Here is a 17,807-nt window from a genome sequence, read left to right as displayed (position 1 = left end):
GGCACGGAGACGCCGCCGATGTCCCAGCGGTCGCAGGTGGCGAACAGCGGAAGCATGCCGATGGAGGCGTGCTCGGCGGCGTGCAGGTTCAGCCCCGCCGGCGTTCGAGGCGCGGGTCCGGGCAGAGCCCGGTCTCGGGAAGGGGCGGGGTGGGGGAAGACTCCCCCCGCCGAAGCCTGCCCGGGCAACTGGGCGCCCGCCTCCGCGGCGGAAGCCGACGCCCGGCCCGGAACACCGGACAGACCCGCACGCTCGGCGGCCTGGCCCGGCACGGCCGACGGACCCGCAAGGTCAGGGGACCGGCCCGGGAGGGCCGATGGACCCTCGGGGTCGGCAGCCTGCCCGGGGGCGGCTGACAGACCCGCAGGGTCAGCGGCCTGGCCCGGCACGGCCGACGGACCCGCGGGGTCGAGGGGACGACCCGGGGCGGCCGTGGACTCGGCCGGGGCGGGAGGGGTGATCAGGAGGGTGGCGCGGCCCGCGTCCGTGTCGCGGAGGTGGCGGATCGCCTCGGCCGCCGCCCCCGGCGAGGACACGGCCAGCGCGTCCGCCGCCGAGCCCAGCGCAGCGGCCACGGCGGCTTCGTAGCCCGGCGTCACCGTCAGCCGCTCCGCCGCCGGCCCGAGCAGCCCCGCCAGCTTCTCCCGCGCCGCGAGCAGCGCCCCCGTACCGTCCTTGCGGCGCAGCCCCATCGCCAGCGCGTCCCGCCGCGCCGATACCGCCGCCCGCGAGCGTTCCGCCCCGGACAGCGCGTCGCGCGCCGCGGACAGGTCCGCCTCGGCCGCCGCCAGCTCGGCCCGCGCGGCCTCGTGGTCCGCGTCCGCCGACGGCTCGTCGAGCCCGCCGACCTCTTCCGCCAGCGCCTCGTACTCCGCCTGCGCGGCGGCGGCCCGGGACTGCGCCCCGTCCCGCGCCGCGACGAGACGGTCGATCTCCGCCTGCGCCGCCCCCGCGCGGGAGCGGGCCGCGCCGAGCCGCCCCGTCAGCCGGGCCAGCCCCTCGCGCCGGTCGGCGATGGCCCGGGCGGCGTCCCGCAGTCGCCGTTCCTCCTCGGCCAGCGCCCGCTCCAGCTCGGCCCGGTGCTCGGCCGTGTCCTCCAGCGCCCGCGAGGCCGCTTCCAGAGCCGCCGTCAGTTCCGCCTCCTGCTCGCGGATCCGCGCGGCCTCCCGCTCCATGTCCTCCGGGTCGCGGCCGCGCCGTTCGTCCTCCACGGGGGCCGTCGCGCTCTTCACCCGCGCGTCCGCCAGGGACGTGGTGCCCCGGACCCGTTCGGCGAGCTGCGACAGCTCGTACCAGGTCTGCTGCGCCCGCTGCAGCCGCGGCGCGAGTTCCCGTACGGCCTCCTCCAGCTCGGCCTCGCGCCGCAGCGCGAGCGCCAGCTGGGCCTCGGCCGCCTCCTTGCGCTCCTTGAGGGCCGCCTCGTCCGCGATCTCCGCGTCCAGCGCCCGCCGCAGCGTGACCAGGTCGTCGGCGAGCAGCCGCAGCCGCGCGTCACGCAGGTCCGCCTGGATCACGGCAGCCCGCCGGGCGACCGCGGCCTGCCGTCCCAGGGGTTTGAGCTGCCGGCGCAGCTCGTCGTTGAGGTCCTGCACGCGCGCGAGGTTGGCCTGCATCGCGTCGAGCTTCCGCAGCGCCTTCTCCTTGCGCTTGCGGTGCTTCAGGACGCCCGCCGCCTCCTCGATGAAGGCACGGCGGCCCATGGGATCGGCGTGCAGGACGGAGTCCAGCTGGCCCTGGCCGACGATGACGTGCATTTCGCGGCCGATGCCGGAGTCGGAGAGCAGCTCCTGGATGTCCAGCAGCCGGCAGGTGTCACCGTTGATCTGGTACTCGCTGCTGCCGCCGCGGAACATGATCCGGGTGATGGTGACTTCGGCGTAGTCGATGGGCAGCGCGCCGTCGGAGTTGTCGATCGTCAGGGACACCTCGGCGCGCCCGAGCGGCGGCCGGCCGGTGGTCCCGGCGAAGATGACGTCTTCCATCTTCCCGCCGCGCAGGGACTTGGCTCCCTGCTCCCCCATGACCCAGGACAGCGCGTCCACCACATTGGACTTGCCCGAGCCGTTCGGGCCCACGACACAGGTGATGCCGGGTTCGAAGCGCAGGGTGGTGGCGGAGGCGAAGGATTTGAAGCCACGCAGGGTCAGGGACTTGAGGTGCACGCCGCCGGACTCTACCTTTCGCGTTCGGTTTCACCCCTGAAGGTGCAGGGCACCACTGACGCTAAAGGCATCACGCCCCCCACCTGGCCCTCTGGTCAGCGGCGCGGAGGGCACGGCGGAAGGGTCGAAGGGGGCGGTCGAAGGGGGCAGTCGAAGGGGGCGGAGGAGCGGTCAAAGAAAGAAGGGACGCCGAAGCGTCCCTTGCAGATCTGTCGGGGCTGGAGTCGAGCGACGAGTGAGCGCGGATCAGGTGAGCGCAGGCTCCGCCTGGGGTACGTCGATGTCGATGCGGTCCAGCAGCGAGTCTCCGTCGTGCTGAGCGGCGGCCGCGTTCAGCGCGTCATTTTCAGACTGAATCCGTACGAGCTCGGACTCGAGGTCCTGGACGCGCTGCTGAAGCCGTCGCATCTCGGCGAGGAGTCGCGGATCGGAACCGCCGACGTAACCGAGAAGCGCCTTTGCCATGATGGATGGTCCTCCACACTGAGTGACCGACCGAAGCGGTGTGGGTCGTGAGGGAATCGCACCCGCGGATGTCCGGCAGCGACTGACAGTCACTGCGCTTACTACTGCCAACACTGCCAAACAGCTCAGGTGCGCGGGGCTTCCAGCGTCTCACCAAAAAGTTTGACGGTCAACACGATCACACCCCGTATCGGTGGGCGTCCCGGCCCCGGCAGGGGGCGTGGAGATCATCCTCACCTCCGAGCCTTCCACGGTTCGCCCCCGTCGGCAACGCGTCGGCGACGAATGCGCAGTTCCGACCGTGTGCGGACGATCAGAGGTGTGATGAGTGCATGATCAGTCGATCGCTCACCGCATCCCGAATCCGTCGTAGCCACCGCGCGGTGTGCCCCAGATCTCTGTCACTCCGTCCACCCGGCCGGGCGTGTCGGCGGAGCGCAGCCAGTCGAGCAGCCGGTGGCAATTCTCACGTTGACCTTCGGCGACCACCTGTACTCGCCCGTCGTCGAGGTTGAGCGCGAAGCCGACGACGCCGCCGATCTCCAAGGCGTTCTCCCTGGTGAACCAACGGAAGCCCACTCCCTGCACACGGCCGCGCACCCAGGCGGTCAGACGGACATCTTCGTTCATGCGTGAACGCTAACCGGGCGATCACTTTCCGGACACATCGCCCCCTGGCCCCATGCCGTACAGTCGCGCAGCAACGAACTCACCCATTTGGGTGAGTAAGGGATGATCTTGATCCGGCAAGGAAGGGCACGACAGCGATGGGACGCCACCGACTCAACGCCGCGCCGCGCAGCGGCGGCAAGCGCGGCACCGTCCTGCGCACCAGCCTGCTGGGTGTCTCGGTGGCCGTGGCCCTCGGCACGGCGGCCGTCACCACCGGCATGGTGCCGGTCGGTGCTTCGTTCCCCTATGTGGGCGTCAGCGGTACGGGTGCCGAGGGCACCCCGGAAGCGAAGGCCAAGGCCTCGCCCACTCCGGACGCCGCCGAGCAGCAGGGCGGCCTCGCCAGCCTGTCCGGTCGCGCCGGGACGGGCACCGCCTCCGGCACACCGCCCAAGAGCCCGTCGGCCTCGTCTTCCCCGTCCGCCTCACCGTCCCCCTCGGCTTCCGCTCCGGCCTCCCCGTCGGCCTCGGCCTCGGCCTCGCCGAGCGTCGCCGAGCCCGCCCCGCCGAGCGCCCCGCCCTCGGCCAAGCCCGCGCCCCCCACCAAGGCCCCGCAGAAGAAGCCGGTTCCGGCACCTTCGAAGCCGGCCCCGGAGCCCTCGAAGCCGACCGCCACCGCGACCCCGCCGGACCTGGACGGTCACTCGGCCGAGGAGGACGCCGTGGTCGCCCTGGTGAACCAGGAGCGCGCGATGGCCGGGTGCGGTCCGGTCCGGGCCAATCCGCCGCTCGCGGCGCTGGCCGGAGCCTTCAGCAAGGACATGGCCACCCGGGGCTTCTTCAGCCACGACGACCCCGACGGGAACACCCCGTGGGACCGCGCCGCCAAGGCGGGCCTCTCCGGACTCGGCGGCGAGAACATCGCCCGCGGCCAGGGTGACGCCCAGGCGGTCATGAACGCCTGGATGAACAGCCCGGGCCACAAGGCGAACATCCTCAACTGCGAGTTCCGCACCCTCGGTGTCGGCGTCCACGTCGCCGACGGCGGCCCCTGGTGGACCCAGGACTTCGGCTTCTAGAAGGCTCAGGCGCTGACGGCGGCCAGCGCCGCGCGGCCCGCGATCACGATGCGGGTCTGCTCGGCGACGCGGCGGCCCAGGTGCTCGGCGGTCGCGATGTCGGCCTTGTGGACGGCGTCCGCACCCTCGTCGGAGTTGCTCTGGGCGGCGGCGCCGGCGAAGACGCCGAGGCGGTTGAGGTCGTTCTCGGAGGCGGTGCTGCTGTTCCAGCCCGGCTTCAGGCCCAGGTTGACCCAGCTCATGCCGTGCTGGGCGGCGAGGATCTGGAAGAACTGCAGGGTGTGCAGCTTGTCGCCGCTCTTGGACGCGGAGTTCGTGAAGCCGGCGGCGACCTTGTTCTGCCAGACGTCACCGAACCAGCGCTTCGAGGTGGCCTCCGCGAACACGTGGAAGGCGCCGGAGGCGGTGCCCATGTAGGTCGGGGAGCCGAAGACGATCGCGTCGGACGCGTCGAGCAGCTCCCACTGCGCGTCGTCGATCTCGTCGACCTTGATCAGGTGGACGGTCGCGCCGGCGTCGGCGGCGCCGCTGCGGACCGCCTCGGCGATCACGGCGGTGTGGCCGTAGCCGGAGTGGTAGGCGATCGAGACGACGGGGGTGTGCGCGATACCGGACAAGGTGCTCTCCCTCGGATAACTCCCTCCGCCGCACAGGGCGTGGTGCGGTGGGAGCAGGACTGTGACGACACCAAGAGAAGCACTAACTTTTGGAAAGCGCAACCCCATGGTTAGCGCTGTAGAGGAGTACGCTCTTCCTATGGAGACCCCTGTCCGAAACGAAGCCGCGGAGACCGAGCAACCGTTCGACGTCTTCGCGCGTGCCTGCCCGTCCCGCGAGACCCTGGAACACGTCACCGGCCGCTGGGGCAGCCTCACCGTGGGCGCCCTGCGCGAAGGCCCGTGCCGCTTCAACGAACTGCGCCGCCGGGTGGAGGGCGTCAGCGAGAAGATGCTCTCGCAGACCCTCCACGCACTGGAGCGCGACGGCATAGTGCACCGCGAGGCCCAGCCGACGAACCCACCGCGCGTCGACTACGAGCTGACCCCGCTCGGCATCGAGGTCGCGGACCGGCTGCTCTCGCTCATCCACTGCCTGGAGGGCAACATGCCGGCGGTGCTCACCGCCCGGACCTCCTACGACGCCACGCGCGGCGGCCGCTGACAGCGCGGGCAGAAGTAGCTCGACCTGTTCATCCACGGACGGCGGCGCATCGGGGTGCCGCAGCGCCGGCACGGCTCGTCCTCGCGCCCGTAGGCGTCGAGCGAGCGGTCGAAGTAGCCCGACTCGCCGTTGACGTTGACGTACAGGCTGTCGAAGCTGGTGCCGCCGACCGCGAGGGCGGCGTTCATGACGTCCCGGACGTGGCCGAGGAGTTCGGCGCTCCGGGGGCGCGTGAGGTTGGCGGTGGGGCGCTCGTAGTGCAGCCTGGCGCGCCACAGCGCCTCGTCGGCGTAGATGTTGCCGACCCCGCTGATCAGGGACTGGTCCAGCAGCGCCCGCTTGACGGTGGTCCGCTTGGCGCGCAGCGCGAGGTGGTACGCCCCCTCGTCGAAGAGCGGGTCGAGCGGGTCCCGGGCGATGTGCGCGATGACGTCCGGCAGCCCGTCGGCCGTGTTGTCGTGCAGCGAGAGCCCGCCGAAGGTCCGCTGGTCCACGAAGCGCAGCTCCGTCCCGGCGGCGCCCGCGGCCAAGCCGCTGTCGGCATCGGTGAACCGCACGCGGATCCGCAGGTGCTTCTCGTCGGGGGCGTCCTGCGGCTGCACCAGCAGCTGCCCGCTCATCCCGAGGTGCCCGAGCACGGACAGGTCCCGCCCCTCCAGCGGCAGCCACAGGTACTTGCCGCGCCGCTGCGGCACTCCGACGGTCTCCCCGCGCAGCCGCTCCGCGAAGTCGGCCCCGCCGCCCGGGTGGCGGCGTACGGCCCGCGGGTGCAGGACCTCGACGGCCTCGATCGTCCGCCCGGCCACCCAGCGCTCCAGCCCCCGCCGCACGACTTCGACTTCGGGCAGCTCGGGCACGGTGCACCTCCGGGGACGCGGATCTGGACGCTCCCGGCGAGCGTACCGGCCCCCTGTAAACGGAATCGCCCGCCCCTGCGAGGCAGGGGCGGGCGGGCACTTCCGGAAGGAAGGGTCAGGCGTCCGGCGCCGGATCGGCGGGCGTCGCCGCCCCGCCGTCCTCGGCCACGGCCGGAGCCGTGACCTCGGCCGGAGCGGCGGCGGCCGCGGCAGCCGCCGCGATCCGCTCGTCCGCCGCGGTGCGGATGCCGCGCCAGGCGGACTCCGCGGCTTGCTGTTCCGCTTCCTTCTTGCTGCGGCCGGTGCCGGTGCCGTACGAGACACCACCGACGCGAGCGGCAGCAGTAAAGGTCTTCTCGTGGTCCGGACCGGTCTCGGTGACCAGATATTCCGGTACGCCAAGACCTTCGGCCGCCGTGAGCTCCTGGAGACTGGTCTTCCAGTCCAGGCCGGCCCCGAGGTTCGAGGACTTCTCGATGAGCGGGTCGAAGAGCCGGTGAACCAGCTCCGAGGCCGCGTCGAGGCCCTGGTCGAGGTAGACCGCGCCGATCACCGCTTCAAGGGTGTCGGCGAGGATGGAGGCCTTGTCCCGGCCGCCCGTGCCCTCTTCGCCCCGGCCGAGCCGGATGAAGGAGCCGAGTTCGAGGCCGCGCCCGACCTCCGCCAGTGCGCGCGAGTTGACCACCGCGGCCCGAAGCTTGGCCAGCTGGCCTTCGGGGAGATCGGGGTGGGTCGTGTACAGCGTGTCCGTGACCACCAGGCCCAGCACGGAGTCCCCGAGGAACTCCAGGCGTTCGTTGGTGGGCAGACCGCCGTTCTCGTACGCGTACGAGCGGTGGGTCAGTGCACGCACCAGAAGGGCGGACTCGAGTTGATACCCGAGCCGCCCTTCCAGAAGCGTGTGGGACGAGGCCGCGTTGTTACTGTCTGCCTGCTTCTCAGCGTTGGACAGCTCAGACATTGCGCCTCTCACCAGCCGCTCAGACCTCGAGGACCTGGCGCTTGTTGTAGGTGCCGCAGCTCGGGCACGCAATGTGCTGGAGCTTCGGCTCCTGGCAACGCTCGCACGAAACCAGGGTGGGGACCGCAGCCTTCCACTGCGACCGGCGGTGGCGCGTGTTGCTGCGCGACATCTTCCGCTTCGGAACAGCCACGGCTACTTCTCCTGCTTCTCGGCGGCGCCCTGAACTCCGTCAGAGGCAGTGCCGCTCATGTTGTCCTTCTCGTCGTCCTGATCGGTCACGACGAGTCCTTGCAATGCCGCCCAACGGATGTCGACGGCGTCATGGTGGTGGTCCGGGTCGTCGTTCAGGCTGAGCCCGCAATCGGGGCACAGTCCGAGACAGTCCTCCCGGCACACCGGCTGCAGCGGCAGTGCGAGCACCACCACGTCGCGCAGCACGGGTTCGAGGTCGAACAAACCGTCCTCGAGGAAGAGCGTGTCCTCGTCGTCCTCGGCGTCGTCGGCCGGTTCCGCCTTGGAGCGGCTCCGGTCGTCGGCGTCAGGGTACGAGAACATCTCCTGGAAGTCCGCCTTGAGCTCGCGCTCGACGGACTCCAGACACCTTACGCACTCCCCCACGGCCGATGCACGGGCGGTGCCTGTGACAAGCACCCCTTCCATGACCGACTCCAGGCGGAGCTTGAGCTTCAGCGGGCTGCCTTCCGGCACCCAGATGACGCCGGCGAGACCGAGGTCCGCCGGTGCCGCGATCTCACGGGACAGCCGCTGCATGGCACCAGGACGCCGGCCCAGCTCGTGCGTGTCGAACACGAGGGGGTTGCGGTGGTCGAGGCGGGTATTCAGGGCCGTTCCTGCTTTCACAGATCGCTGAAGATCAAAGAATGCTGCATGTATGCCACACGTAAGGGCAGCACGGATCGCGGTGCATACGCGCGACCGAAGAGCCAGGATACCCGGCGAGGCGCCCAGCGCCCAATCCGGTGCTAGCGCCCCTGTTCGTACTGGCGCAGCTGGTCCAGGTTGATCATGCTCGTGTCGAAGAGGCTGGTCTCGTCGAGCGAGGGCTGCTGCTGCGGCTGCGGCTGCTGCGCGTCGTAGTGCGCGGCGTAGGGGTCCGGCTGCTGCTGCTGGTAGGCCGCGTACGGGTCGGGCTGCTGCTGGTAGCCGCCGTACGGATCCTGGTAGGAGTACGCGTCCTGCTGCTGGGCGGCGGGCTGCTGGTAGGAGTACGAGTCGTACACGGGCTCGGCCTGGGCCGGGATCGGCGCCTGCACGTGCAGCGGCTCCGGCTCCGCCAGGCCCGCCAGGAAGTCCGAGTCGCTCGCGGAGCGCGAGGACTGGCCGCCCGCCGCGTCCTGGGCGGCCATGTGCACGCCCAGGTCGTCCGACGGGACCCGGCCCAGCAGCTTCTGGCGACCGCGGCCCACGGCCTCCAGGGTCTTGGACAGCACCGCCTCGAAGGTCGCCAGCTTGGTGTCCACGTACGCGTCCGCCTGCTGCCGCTGCGTCTCGGGATCGTGGCTGCGCTCGGGCGCCTCCGCGTCCGGGTAGCCGTGCTCGTCCAGGCCCGGGCCGCGGCCCAGCAGCTTCTCCCGGCCCCGGTCCACCGAACCGATGGTCTTGGTCAGCACGACCTCGAAGTTGGCGAGCTTGCTGTCGACGTAGTCGTCGGCCTCGGCCCGGATCTCTTCGGCCTCCCGGCGGGCCTCGTCGAGGATCCGGTCCGCCTCGGCCTGGGAGCGCCGCGCGATCTCGGTGTCGGAGATCAGCGAGCCGCGCTGGTTGTGGGCCGCGTCGATGATCCGCTCCGCCTCCCGGCGGGCCTCCTCGACCATCTGCTCCCGCCCGCCGATGAGCTCCTGAGCCTGCGCGAGCGAGCCGGGGAGCGCCTGGCGCACCTCTTCGAGCTGGGCGAGCAGCTCGGCGCGGTTGATCACGCAGGAGGCCGACATGGGCATGGACCGGGCGCCGCCGACGGCCGCGACGATCTCGTCGAGCTTCTTCTGCACGTCCATGGGGGCTCGCACTCTCTCGGCCTCGGGCGGTTCCTGAGACGGACGGGACGACTGTAAGGCCACCGGGCGGGCCCCCGACACTGCCTGACGGCCCGTCAGGCGGTCAGCGGTTGCGCAGCCGCTCCAGGAGGGCCGCGTGCACGTGCGCCGGCAGCAGGTGGGCGACGTCTCCGCCCCAGGCCGCGACCTCCTTGACCAGCGAGGAGGAAAGGAAGCTGTAGGTGGGGATGGTCGGGACGAAGAGCGTCTCGACGCCCGACAGGCCCATGTTCATCTGCGCCATCTGGAGCTCGTAGTCGAAGTCGCTGACCGCGCGCAGGCCCTTGACGATGGCCGGGATGTCGCGCTGCTTGCAGAAGTCGACGAGCAGGCCGTGGAAGGACTCGACCTGGATGTTGCCGTAGTCGGCGGTCGCCTCGCGGATCAGCTCGATCCGCTCCTCGACGGTGAACAGGCTCTGCTTCGACTTGTTGATCATCACGGCGACGTGCACGACGTCGTAGAGCCTGGAGGCGCGTCCGATGATGTCGAGGTGTCCGTTGTGGATGGGATCGAAGGACCCCGGACAGACGGCGCGGCGCAACTGAACTCCCTCGTTCATGAGTCTTCGCTGGTGAAGGCGGCGCGGCCGTACCACAGGGTGCCCTCGCCGTACTTGCGCGACCGGAGCGGCTCGAAGCCGTCGGGCCACGGGAAGGCGCCGCTCCTGGTGCTGCGCTCCACGGTGACGAGCGCATCGCCGGTGATCCAGCCATTGGACCGGAGTGTGAGGAGGATCTCCCGCAGGTCGGCGCTGTCCACGGCGTACGGCGGGTCCAGGAAGACGATGTCGTACGGGTCCCCGGCGGCCCTGGCCGCCACGATCTGCTCCGCCTTGCCCGGGCGGAACTCCGCGCCGGGCAGGCCGAGCGTCCTGATGTTGTCCCGGATCGCCTTGGCGGCCTTGGCATCGGCCTCGACGAGCAGGGTGTGGGCCGCGCCGCGGGAGAGCGATTCCAGGCCGACGGCGCCGGAGCCGCCGTACAGGTCGAGCACCCGGGCCCCCTCGACGCCGTGCAGCGACTCCCAGGTGGAGAAGAGGCCTTCGCGCATCCGGTCCGAGGTCGGGCGGGTGCCGGTGCCGGGGGGCACGGCCAGCCGTCGCCCGCCGGCGCTGCCGGCGATCACGCGGGTCATCTGGGGTCCTTCGGTACGGCGGTAGGGGGCGCCGCGGGGCTGCCGCGGCACTCCAACGATAGGTCGTGCCGCTCAGCCCTTCTCCAGGTACTGCTCGCGCTCGGTGTCGAGCAGGGCGTCCAGCGCGGTCCGCAGCCCCGGCAGCCGCTCCAGCGCGGGGTCTTCGGCGACGACGCGGGTGGCCTCCTCGCGGGCCTGGGCGATGACCTCCTCGTCCTCGATGACGGCGAGCATGCGCAGCGAGGAGCGGACGCCCGACTGGGCCTGGCCCAGCACGTCGCCCTCCCGGCGCTGCTCCAGGTCGATGCGGGAGAGCTCGAAGCCGTCGAGGGTGGCGGCGACGGCGGCCAGCCGGGCCCGGGCGGGGCTGGCCTCGTGCATCTCGCTGACCAGCAGGCACAGGCCGGGCGCGGAGCCGCGGCCGACGCGGCCGCGCAGCTGGTGGAGCTGGGAGACGCCGAACCGGTCCGCGTCCATGATCACCATGACGGTGGAGTTCGGGACGTTCACCCCGACCTCGATGACGGTGGTGGCGACGAGCACCTTGACCTCGCCCGCGGCGAAGCGGCGCATGACGTCGTCCTTGTCGGCCGGGTCCATCCGGCCGTGCAGCACCTCGACGCCGATCCCGGCGAGCGGGCCGCGGGAGAGCTGCTCGGCGATCTCCAGGACCGCCAGCGGGGGCCGCTTGTCCCCGTCCTCCTCGGCCGCCTTCTTCTTCTTGGGCTCGTCCTCGCCGTCGCCGATGCGCGGACACACCACGTACGCCTGGTGGCCGTTCTCCACTTCCTCGCGGACCCGTTCCCAGGCCCGGGCGAGGAAGTGCGGCTTGTCCTTGGCGGGCACCACGTGGGTGGCGATCGGCGAGCGGCCGGCCGGCAGCTGGTCGAGGACGGAGGTCTCCAGGTCGCCGAAGACGGTCATGGCGACGGTGCGCGGGATCGGGGTCGCGGTCATCACCAGCAGGTGCGGGGGCTGCTTCCCCTTGGACCTGAGGGCGTCGCGCTGCTCGACGCCGAAGCGGTGCTGTTCGTCCACGACCACCAGCCCGAGGTCGTGGAACTGCACCTTGTCCTCGATCAGCGCGTGCGTGCCGATCACGATCCCGGCCTCGCCGGTGACCAGGTCCAGCAGGGCCTGCCGGCGCGCGGGCATCCCCATCGACCCGGTGAGGAGCACCACCTTGGTGCCCTGGTCGGAGCCGCCGAGCATGCCCCCCTCGGCGAGCTCGCCCATCATCTCGACGATGGACCGGTGGTGCTGCTGCGCGAGCACCTCGGTGGGCGCGAGCATCGCCGCCTGCCCCCCGCAATCCACCACGGCGAGCATGGCCCGCAGCGCCACCATCGTCTTCCCACTTCCGACCTCGCCCTGGAGGAGGCGGTGCATGGGGTGGCTGGTGGCCAGGTCGTCGAAGATCTCCTTCGAGACGGTGCGCTGGCCGTCGGTGAGGGTGAACGGGAGCTTCGCGTCGAAGGAGTCGAGGAGGCCGCCGGGGGCGGGGCGGCGGGGGACGGCCGGGAGCTGGGAGTCGGCGTGCCGGCGGCGGGCCAGGGCGACCTGGAGGACGAAGGCCTCGTCCCACTTGAGGCGTTGGCGTGCGTCCTCGATGTCGGCCTTGGTGGCCGGGCGGTGGATCTTCAGCAGGGCCTCGGTGAGCGGGACCAGCCCGCGGCCCTCGCGCAGGGCGGGCGGCAGCGGGTCCACGGCCTCCTGGGCGCTGGGCAGCACCGCGTCCACGCATTTGGCGATCTTCCAGGACTCCAGCTTCGCGCAGGCCGGGTAGATCGGGATGAGCTGGCTCGCGAAGGCGGTGGCGGCGTCGCGGTCGGAGGCGTCCGCGCCGAGCGGCTCGTAGGCGGGGTGGGCGAGCTGGAGCTTGTGGTTGAACTTGGAGACCTTGCCGGCGAACATCGCGCGGCTGCCGGGCAGCAGGTCCTTGTGCGGCTTGTGCACGCCGGCGCCGAAGAAGACCAGCTGGAGGCGGCCGCTGCCGTCGGTGATGGTCACCTCCAGGCGTTTGCCGCGGCCCCCGTTGAAGGTCAGGATCCGGGCGTCGGCGACCTGCGCGACGACGGTCACGTGCTCGTCGATCTGGTCGGCGAGCTCGGCCAGCGAGGTCAGCTCGCCGCGCTCGGCGTACCGCCGCGGGTAGTGGTGGAGCAGGTCCAGGGCCGTGTGCAGGCCGAGCTGCTCGGCCAGCACCTTGGCGGTGGCGGGTCCGAGCGTCTTCTTGAGGTCTTCGTCGAGCGCGGGCACGTGTTCCATTGCACACCATGGCGCTGACAAGCCCGCTATTCCACCCCGATGAGGAGCGGCGCCGAGTACCGGCCGCCCCGGTAGGTCACGGTGTCCACGGCCAGGTGGCCGTGCTGGACGTACGCCTCCAGGCGCTCGGCGAGCGCGTCCGCCACCTCGGGACCGAGGACCAGGGTCACGAGTTCGCCGCCGGAGCCGAGCATCCGTTCCAGGACCGCCTCGGCGGTCTCGGCCAGGTCCGAGCCGATCACGGCGACGTCCCCGTCGATGAGGCCGAGCACGTCGCCGGCCTGGCAGATGCCGGCGGAGGTGAAGGACTGCCGTTCGGCGACGGCGAGTTCCCCGTACCGGGTGGCGCCGGCCGCCGCGGTCATGGCGACCACGTCCTCGTCGAAGCTGCCGTCCGGGTCGTGCACGGCGAGGGCGGCCAGCCCCTGCACCGCGGAGCGGGTGGGGATCACGGCCACCCGCACCCCTTCGGCGCGGGCCTGTTCGGCCGCGGCGGCCGCGGCGGCGCGCAGCTCGGCGCCGCCCGGCAGCAGGACCACCTCGCGGGCGTGGGCGCGGCGGATGGCGTCGAGCAGCTCGGGGGCGGCCGGAACCTCTCCGGAGCGCACGAGCACGGCGGTGGCTCCCGCCTCCCCGCACAGCCCGGCCAGTCCCTCGCCGGGGACCACGGCGACCACGGCCCGCTGGGCGCGCTCGCCGCGCCCCCGGCGCCGCTCGTCCCCGAAGTGCGTGATCCGTATCCGGTACGGCCGGCCGGCGACGACTCCGGCCTCCACGGCCGCGCCGGGGTCGTCGACGTGCACGTGGACGTTCCACAGCCCGTCGCCGCCGACGACGACCAGGGAGTCGCCGAGCCCGTCGAGCCGTTCGCGCAGTTCACCGACCGCCGCCTCGGAAGCCTCCAGCAGGTAGATCACCTCGTACGCGGGCCCCTCCTCCTCCTGCGCGCAGGGGTCCGCGAGCTGCGGCACGGGCACCGCCCGGCCGCGTACGGGTTCGGCGGCCGGTTCCTGCCCGGACAGCGTCTGCCACAGGGCCCCGAGTACGGCGACCAGCCCGCAGCCCCCGGCGTCGACCACCCCGGCCCGGCCGAGTGCGGCGAGCTGCCCGGGGGTCTCGGCCAGGGCGGCGCGGGCCCCGTCGTAGGCGGCGCGGGCCACGTCGGCGGCGGTCCCTGCGGCGGCTCCGGCGGCCTCGCCGGCCCGGGCGGCGGCTCCGGCGACGGTGAGCATGGTGCCCTCCACCGGGTGCGAGACGGCGGCGTACGCCTCCTCGGCGGCCCGGGTCAACGCCTGCGCCAGCAGCGCACCGGAGCCGCGCCCCCCGGGCCCGGCCGTCCCGGAGCCGGTCTCCGGGGCCCCGGTCTCCGCGGCCGCGGCCGCCTCGCGCTCCTCGCCGAGTACGTCGGCCACTCCGCGCAGCAGCTGCGCCAGGATCGTCCCGGAGTTCCCCCGGGCCCCGACGAGCGCGCCGTGCGCCCAGGCCCGTACGGCGTGGGCCAGGGAGGCGGGCGCTGTGCCCTCGGTCACCTTCGTGAAGGCGTCGTCCAGCGCGCGGTCGGCTGATTCGGCGGTGAGGTAGAGGTTGGTTCCGGTGTCCGCGTCGGCGACCGGGTAGACGTTGATCGCGTCGATGTCCTCGCGGGCCCGGCCCAGTGCCGCCAGGGCCAGCGAGCTCCAGGTGCGGACCGCTTCGGCGTCGAGCTCGTCGGGGGACTGCGACTGCGGCTCGTGCGGCACCGGGCGTTCCTCCTTGTGCGGGCCAGGGTTCACCGCAGGGTAGCCAAGGTCTGCCCGGACGTCCGGACCGCGGGGCAGGGGCAGCGGCGGTCATGGTAGTTTTCTTGGACGGACGCAGTCGTTGTATGCTGCTCCGGTTGCCCGATGAGAGTCGGGCCATTCCCCGGCAAACCACTTCAGATCTCTGAATCCGGTGCGCCGGTTTCACTGTAATTGCATCTGAAGTCTTGGAGTGACCTGTGGCTGCCAACTGCGACGTTTGCGCCAAGGGGCCGAGCTTCGGCAACAACATCTCCCACTCGCACCGCCGCACCTCGCGTCGCTGGAACCCGAACATCCAGCGCGTCCGTGCCGTGGTCAATGGGACGCCGAAGCGCCTCAACGCCTGCACCTCGTGCATCAAGGCCGGCAAGGTCTCGCGCTGACGCCTCCCGTCGTAGCGCAGCCCTTTCCGGTTGCCAAAAAGGCCGGTTCACCTCTGGTGAACCGGCCTTTTGCCTTGTCCGGCGGGGCTCAGCGCCACCGCCAGGCGTGATCCACCGGGCCGATGCCCCCGCCGAGCGCGAAGCCGGCGGCGATGGCGCCCGTGACGTACTCCTTGGCGGCCGTGACCGCTTCCGGGACGGCCAGGCCCTTGGCCAGGCCCGCCGCGATGGCGCTGGCGAGGGTGCAGCCCGTGCCGTGGGTGTGCCGGTTGTCGTGGCGGGGGGCGCGCAGCCACCGCTCCTCGGTGCCGTCGGTGAGCAGGTCCACCGCCTCGTCGCCGTGCGCCGCGAGGTGTCCGCCCTTGATCAGCGCCCACCGCGGCCCGAAGCCGAGGATCGCGTCGGCGGCCCGCCGCATGTCCTCCTCGGTCTCCACCCGCACGCCCGTGAGCTGTGCCACCTCGTCCAGGTTGGGCGTGGCCACGGTGGCCCGCGGCAGCAGCTCCTTGCGTACGGCGTCCAGCGCGGAGACGGCGAGCAGCGCGTCCCCGTGCTTGGAGACGCCCACCGGGTCCACGACGGCGGGGGCGGGGGTGTCGGCGAGCAGCGCCGCCACCGTCTCGACCAGCACGGCGGAGGACAGCATCCCGGTCTTCACGGCCTGGACGCCGATGTCGTCCACGACGGCCCGGTACTGGGCCGTGACGGCCTCGGCGGGCAGCTCCCAGGCTCCCCGTACCCCGAGCGAGTTCTGCGCCGTCACGGCCGTCACGACGCTCATGCCGTGCACGCCGAGTGCGAGCATCGTCTTGAGGTCGGCCTGGATGCCCGCGCCGCCGCCGGAGTCGGATCCGGCGACGGTCAGGCACAGCGGCGGGGCCGTGCTCACGGCGTGCCCTCCTGGGCGGCCGGGTCGGCCCCGAAGTGGTCCCAGCCGCCGGTGCTGGTCCAGGGTGCGCCGTCGACGGTCACCTGGGGCAGCGCGGAGCGGTTCAGCACCTCGCCGATGACCTTCCAGCGGGCGGGGAGCTTCACGTCGGGCGGGAAGGTCGCCACGATCGCGTGGTCCTCTCCCCCGGTGAGCACCCACTGCAGCGGGTCCACGCCGACGGCCTGCCCGATGTCGTGCATCTGGGTCGGGATGTCGACGGCCCCCGAGTGCAGGTCGATCCGTACCTTGCTGGCCTCGGCGATGTGCCCGAGGTCGGCGATCAGGCCGTCGCTGACGTCGGTCATGGCGGTGGCGCCGAGCCCGGCGGCCGCGGGGCCGGCGTGGTACGGCGGTTCGGGGCGCCGGTGCGCCTCCACGAACGCCCGCGGGGAGCGGAAGCCGCGCGAGAGCACGGCGAAGCCGGCGGCGGACCAGCCCAGCCAGCCGGTGACGGCCACCACGTCGCCGGGCTGGGCGCCGGAGCGCAGCACGGGCTCGTGGTTGCGCAGGTCGCCGAGGGCGGTGATGGCGACGGTGATGACGTCGCCGCGGACCACGTCCCCGCCGACCACGGCCGCGCCGGCGACCTGGCACTCGTCGCGGATGCCGTCCATCAGCTCGGTGGGCCAGGTGACCGGGAGTTCGGCGGGGACCACGAGGCCGAGCAGCAGCGCGGTCGGCACCGCGCCCATGGCGGCGATGTCGGCGAGGTTCTGCGCGGCGGCCTTGCGGCCGACGTCGTAGGCCGTGGACCAGTCGCGCCGGAAGTGCCGGCCTTCGAGGAGGATGTCGGTGCTCGCCACGACCCTCCGGTCGGGGGCCGACACCACCGCGGCGTCGTCGCCCGGTCCGAGCCGGACCGCCGGGGTGGTGGTGAGCCGTGAGGTGAGCTCCCTGATCAGCCCGAACTCCCCCAGCTCGCCCACAGTGCCCTTCATCGCTGTGCCCCTTCTTGGCCAGTCCGCTTGCGGTCGCGAGCCGTCACAGCTCTGGGTACCGTCAACAGATACGTCAACTTCTGCTCTCCGTACGCCCCGCTGTGCGTGGCGCCGGGCCCGCAGGTCTCCCCGCGGCGCACGGCGACGCGGTACCGTGGCGTCCCTTCTTCCCCCGGCCCTGTCGAGCGTGTGGGGCCCACCCGAAGGTTAGGGGAAATGATCCTCGTGGCCGCCCTGGAGGTTCCGTGGTACAGGCGTACATCCTTATCCAGACCGAGGTGGGCAAGGCGTCGTTCGTCGCCGAGTCCATCGGCCAGATCCCGGGGGTGATCCAGGCCGAGGACGTGACCGGCCCGTACGACGTGATCGTGCGCGCCCAGGCCGACACCGTGGACGACCTCGGCCGCATGGTCGTGGCCAAGGTCCAGCAGGTGGACGGGATCACCCGCACCTTGACCTGCCCGGTGGTCCATCTGTAGCCCCCGTCTACTCTTGGCCGGTGATGACCATTCACCGCCGGCCCCTCCGTGTCCTGGCCCTGCCCGCCGCGCTGGCCCTGCTGGGCCTCGCGGCGTGCTCACCGGGCGGTTCCGAGGCCCGGGTGGATCCGCCGCCCACGCCGCCCGCCGCCATCGGGGAGCTCTGTGCGGCACTGCACGAGGAGCTTCCGGAGACGGTGGCCGGCCTGGAGCGGACCCGGACCGTTCCGGAGTCCGCTCTGACGGCCGCGTGGGGCGGCTCGGCGATCGTACTGCGGTGCGGTGTCCCCAAGCCCCCCGAGATGCTGGATGAGAAGCAGGAGGGCGTCCACGTCAACGACGTCGCCTGGCTGCTGGACAAGCAGTCTGACGGGGGGTTCCGTTTCGTCTCCGGGATGCGGAAGGCGTACACGGAGGTCCTGGTCGACAAGGAGCATGCCACGGACGCGGGGATGCTGGTCGGGCTGTCCGCGGCGATCTCCAAGACGGTGCCCTTGGGCTTCTCCTCGTACTGATCCCCGCCGGCCCCGGCCGGC

At 72.1% G+C, this 17,807-nt stretch carries 20 protein-coding genes; 5 read left to right on the top strand and 15 right to left on the bottom strand.

Annotated elements, in window-relative coordinates; all coding sequences use genetic code 11:
* The 3 genes from AB0D29_RS35305 to AB0D29_RS35295 form a co-directional block, all read right to left on the bottom strand.
* Window positions 1-2,162: AAA family ATPase (locus AB0D29_RS35305; RefSeq protein ID WP_362859891.1), on the bottom strand; the 2,162-nt coding region annotated here is incomplete at its 3' end.
* Window positions 2,163-2,408: 246 nt separating this feature from the next.
* On the bottom strand, window positions 2,409-2,627 hold the full coding sequence (locus AB0D29_RS35300; protein WP_030708500.1) for a hypothetical protein: 219 nt from the start codon (window positions 2,625-2,627) through the stop codon (window positions 2,409-2,411).
* 348 nt (window positions 2,628-2,975) lie between these two features.
* Window positions 2,976-3,257, bottom strand: coding sequence for an acylphosphatase (locus tag AB0D29_RS35295; RefSeq protein WP_030708499.1), 282 nt, complete (start codon window positions 3,255-3,257; stop codon window positions 2,976-2,978).
* Between the two features lie 137 nt (window positions 3,258-3,394).
* On the opposite strand from AB0D29_RS35295, the gene AB0D29_RS35290 reads away from it, so the two are divergent.
* Window positions 3,395-4,318, top strand: a complete 924-nt coding sequence (locus AB0D29_RS35290) for a CAP domain-containing protein (RefSeq protein ID WP_362859890.1) — start codon at window positions 3,395-3,397, stop codon at window positions 4,316-4,318.
* Between the two features lie 5 nt (window positions 4,319-4,323).
* Here the strand turns inward: AB0D29_RS35290 and AB0D29_RS35285 are convergent, their stop codons facing one another.
* Window positions 4,324-4,935, bottom strand: coding sequence for a flavodoxin family protein (locus AB0D29_RS35285; RefSeq protein WP_362859888.1), 612 nt, complete (start codon window positions 4,933-4,935; stop codon window positions 4,324-4,326).
* A 139-nt stretch (window positions 4,936-5,074) separates the two neighbouring features.
* On the opposite strand from AB0D29_RS35285, the gene AB0D29_RS35280 reads away from it, so the two are divergent.
* The gene (locus AB0D29_RS35280; RefSeq protein WP_362859886.1) at window positions 5,075-5,479 is read left to right on the top strand and encodes a helix-turn-helix domain-containing protein; all 405 of its coding nucleotides are present in this window, start codon (window positions 5,075-5,077) and stop codon (window positions 5,477-5,479) included.
* Here the strand turns inward: AB0D29_RS35280 and mutM are convergent.
* The 9 genes from mutM to AB0D29_RS35235 all read right to left on the bottom strand — a co-directional run bounded on the left by mutM (window position 5,452) and on the right by AB0D29_RS35235 (window position 14,498).
* Window positions 5,452-6,336 (bottom strand): bifunctional DNA-formamidopyrimidine glycosylase/DNA-(apurinic or apyrimidinic site) lyase, encoded by an 885-nt coding sequence (gene mutM / locus AB0D29_RS35275; protein WP_362859885.1) that lies wholly within the window; start codon window positions 6,334-6,336, stop codon window positions 5,452-5,454. The two genes, AB0D29_RS35280 and mutM, sit on opposite strands and share 28 nt — an antisense overlap.
* A gap of 115 nt (window positions 6,337-6,451) precedes the next feature.
* On the bottom strand, window positions 6,452-7,297 hold the full coding sequence (gene rnc / locus AB0D29_RS35270; protein WP_362859884.1) for a ribonuclease III: 846 nt from the start codon (window positions 7,295-7,297) through the stop codon (window positions 6,452-6,454).
* A gap of 19 nt (window positions 7,298-7,316) precedes the next feature.
* Complete coding sequence (rpmF, locus tag AB0D29_RS35265; RefSeq protein ID WP_003965982.1) at window positions 7,317-7,490, bottom strand: 50S ribosomal protein L32; 174 nt, start codon at window positions 7,488-7,490, stop codon at window positions 7,317-7,319.
* A gap of 2 nt (window positions 7,491-7,492) precedes the next feature.
* Window positions 7,493-8,161 carry a DUF177 domain-containing protein gene (locus AB0D29_RS35260; protein ID WP_351287722.1) on the bottom strand — a complete coding sequence of 223 codons (669 nt, stop codon included), beginning with the start codon at window positions 8,159-8,161 and terminating at the stop codon, window positions 7,493-7,495.
* A gap of 122 nt (window positions 8,162-8,283) precedes the next feature.
* Window positions 8,284-9,315, bottom strand: coding sequence for an ATP synthase F0 subunit B (locus AB0D29_RS35255; RefSeq protein WP_362859882.1), 1,032 nt, complete (start codon window positions 9,313-9,315; stop codon window positions 8,284-8,286).
* A 103-nt stretch (window positions 9,316-9,418) separates the two neighbouring features.
* Window positions 9,419-9,898: a pantetheine-phosphate adenylyltransferase gene (coaD, locus tag AB0D29_RS35250; protein WP_053177523.1), complete on the bottom strand. Its 480-nt coding sequence runs from the start codon at window positions 9,896-9,898 to the stop codon at window positions 9,419-9,421.
* A 14-nt stretch (window positions 9,899-9,912) separates the two neighbouring features.
* Window positions 9,913-10,491 carry a 16S rRNA (guanine(966)-N(2))-methyltransferase RsmD gene (rsmD, locus tag AB0D29_RS35245; RefSeq protein ID WP_362859880.1) on the bottom strand — a complete coding sequence of 193 codons (579 nt, stop codon included), beginning with the start codon at window positions 10,489-10,491 and terminating at the stop codon, window positions 9,913-9,915.
* 72 nt (window positions 10,492-10,563) lie between these two features.
* Window positions 10,564-12,759: an ATP-dependent DNA helicase RecG gene (recG, locus tag AB0D29_RS35240; RefSeq protein ID WP_362859879.1), complete on the bottom strand. Its 2,196-nt coding sequence runs from the start codon at window positions 12,757-12,759 to the stop codon at window positions 10,564-10,566.
* A 26-nt stretch (window positions 12,760-12,785) separates the two neighbouring features.
* On the bottom strand, window positions 12,786-14,498 hold the full coding sequence (locus AB0D29_RS35235) for a DAK2 domain-containing protein (protein WP_362859877.1): 1,713 nt from the start codon (window positions 14,496-14,498) through the stop codon (window positions 12,786-12,788).
* 239 nt (window positions 14,499-14,737) lie between these two features.
* On the opposite strand from AB0D29_RS35235, the gene rpmB reads away from it, so the two are divergent.
* The gene (gene rpmB, locus AB0D29_RS35230; RefSeq protein WP_007266795.1) at window positions 14,738-14,923 is read left to right on the top strand and encodes a 50S ribosomal protein L28; all 186 of its coding nucleotides are present in this window, start codon (window positions 14,738-14,740) and stop codon (window positions 14,921-14,923) included.
* 88 nt (window positions 14,924-15,011) lie between these two features.
* Here the strand turns inward: rpmB and thiD are convergent, their stop codons facing one another.
* On the bottom strand, window positions 15,012-15,812 hold the full coding sequence (gene thiD, locus AB0D29_RS35225; RefSeq protein WP_362808928.1) for a bifunctional hydroxymethylpyrimidine kinase/phosphomethylpyrimidine kinase: 801 nt from the start codon (window positions 15,810-15,812) through the stop codon (window positions 15,012-15,014).
* A complete protein-coding gene (locus tag AB0D29_RS35220) occupies window positions 15,809-16,792 on the bottom strand; it encodes a thiamine-phosphate kinase (RefSeq protein WP_362859875.1) in 984 nt (327 codons plus the stop codon). The genes thiD and AB0D29_RS35220 overlap by 4 nt, the downstream gene beginning before the upstream one ends.
* 245 nt (window positions 16,793-17,037) lie before the next feature.
* Between AB0D29_RS35220 and AB0D29_RS35215 the strand changes: the two genes are divergently transcribed.
* Window positions 17,038-17,271 carry an Lrp/AsnC ligand binding domain-containing protein gene (locus AB0D29_RS35215; protein ID WP_351287705.1) on the top strand — a complete coding sequence of 78 codons (234 nt, stop codon included), beginning with the start codon at window positions 17,038-17,040 and terminating at the stop codon, window positions 17,269-17,271.
* A gap of 23 nt (window positions 17,272-17,294) precedes the next feature.
* On the top strand, window positions 17,295-17,786 hold the full coding sequence (locus tag AB0D29_RS35210) for a DUF3515 domain-containing protein (RefSeq protein ID WP_362859874.1): 492 nt from the start codon (window positions 17,295-17,297) through the stop codon (window positions 17,784-17,786).
* The last annotated feature ends 21 nt before the right edge of the window (window positions 17,787-17,807 follow it).

It is taken from the genome of Streptomyces sp. NPDC048424 (assembly GCF_040651555.1).
Taxonomy (GTDB): domain Bacteria; phylum Actinomycetota; class Actinomycetes; order Streptomycetales; family Streptomycetaceae; genus Streptomyces.
The sequence above is the reverse complement of the archived record's forward strand: the minus strand, read 5'-3'. Positions and strand labels throughout refer to the sequence as shown.

What these genes read in the sequence shown, in the direction of transcription:
- AB0D29_RS35300 (WP_030708500.1), bottom strand. Translation starts at nt 2,627, where the DNA reads ATGGCAAAGGCGCTTCTCGGTTACGTCGGCGGTTCCGATCCGCGACTC.
- AB0D29_RS35295 (WP_030708499.1), bottom strand. Translation starts at nt 3,257, where the DNA reads ATGAACGAAGATGTCCGTCTGACCGCCTGGGTGCGCGGCCGTGTGCAG.
- AB0D29_RS35290 (WP_362859890.1), top strand. Translation starts at nt 3,395, where the DNA reads ATGGGACGCCACCGACTCAACGCCGCGCCGCGCAGCGGCGGCAAGCGC.
- AB0D29_RS35280 (WP_362859886.1), top strand. Translation starts at nt 5,075, where the DNA reads ATGGAGACCCCTGTCCGAAACGAAGCCGCGGAGACCGAGCAACCGTTC.
- rnc (WP_362859884.1), bottom strand. Translation starts at nt 7,297, where the DNA reads ATGTCTGAGCTGTCCAACGCTGAGAAGCAGGCAGACAGTAACAACGCG.
- AB0D29_RS35255 (WP_362859882.1), bottom strand. Translation starts at nt 9,315, where the DNA reads ATGGACGTGCAGAAGAAGCTCGACGAGATCGTCGCGGCCGTCGGCGGC.
- rsmD (WP_362859880.1), bottom strand. Translation starts at nt 10,491, where the DNA reads ATGACCCGCGTGATCGCCGGCAGCGCCGGCGGGCGACGGCTGGCCGTG.
- recG (WP_362859879.1), bottom strand. Translation starts at nt 12,759, where the DNA reads ATGGAACACGTGCCCGCGCTCGACGAAGACCTCAAGAAGACGCTCGGA.
- AB0D29_RS35220 (WP_362859875.1), bottom strand. Translation starts at nt 16,792, where the DNA reads ATGAAGGGCACTGTGGGCGAGCTGGGGGAGTTCGGGCTGATCAGGGAG.
- AB0D29_RS35210 (WP_362859874.1), top strand. Translation starts at nt 17,295, where the DNA reads ATGACCATTCACCGCCGGCCCCTCCGTGTCCTGGCCCTGCCCGCCGCG.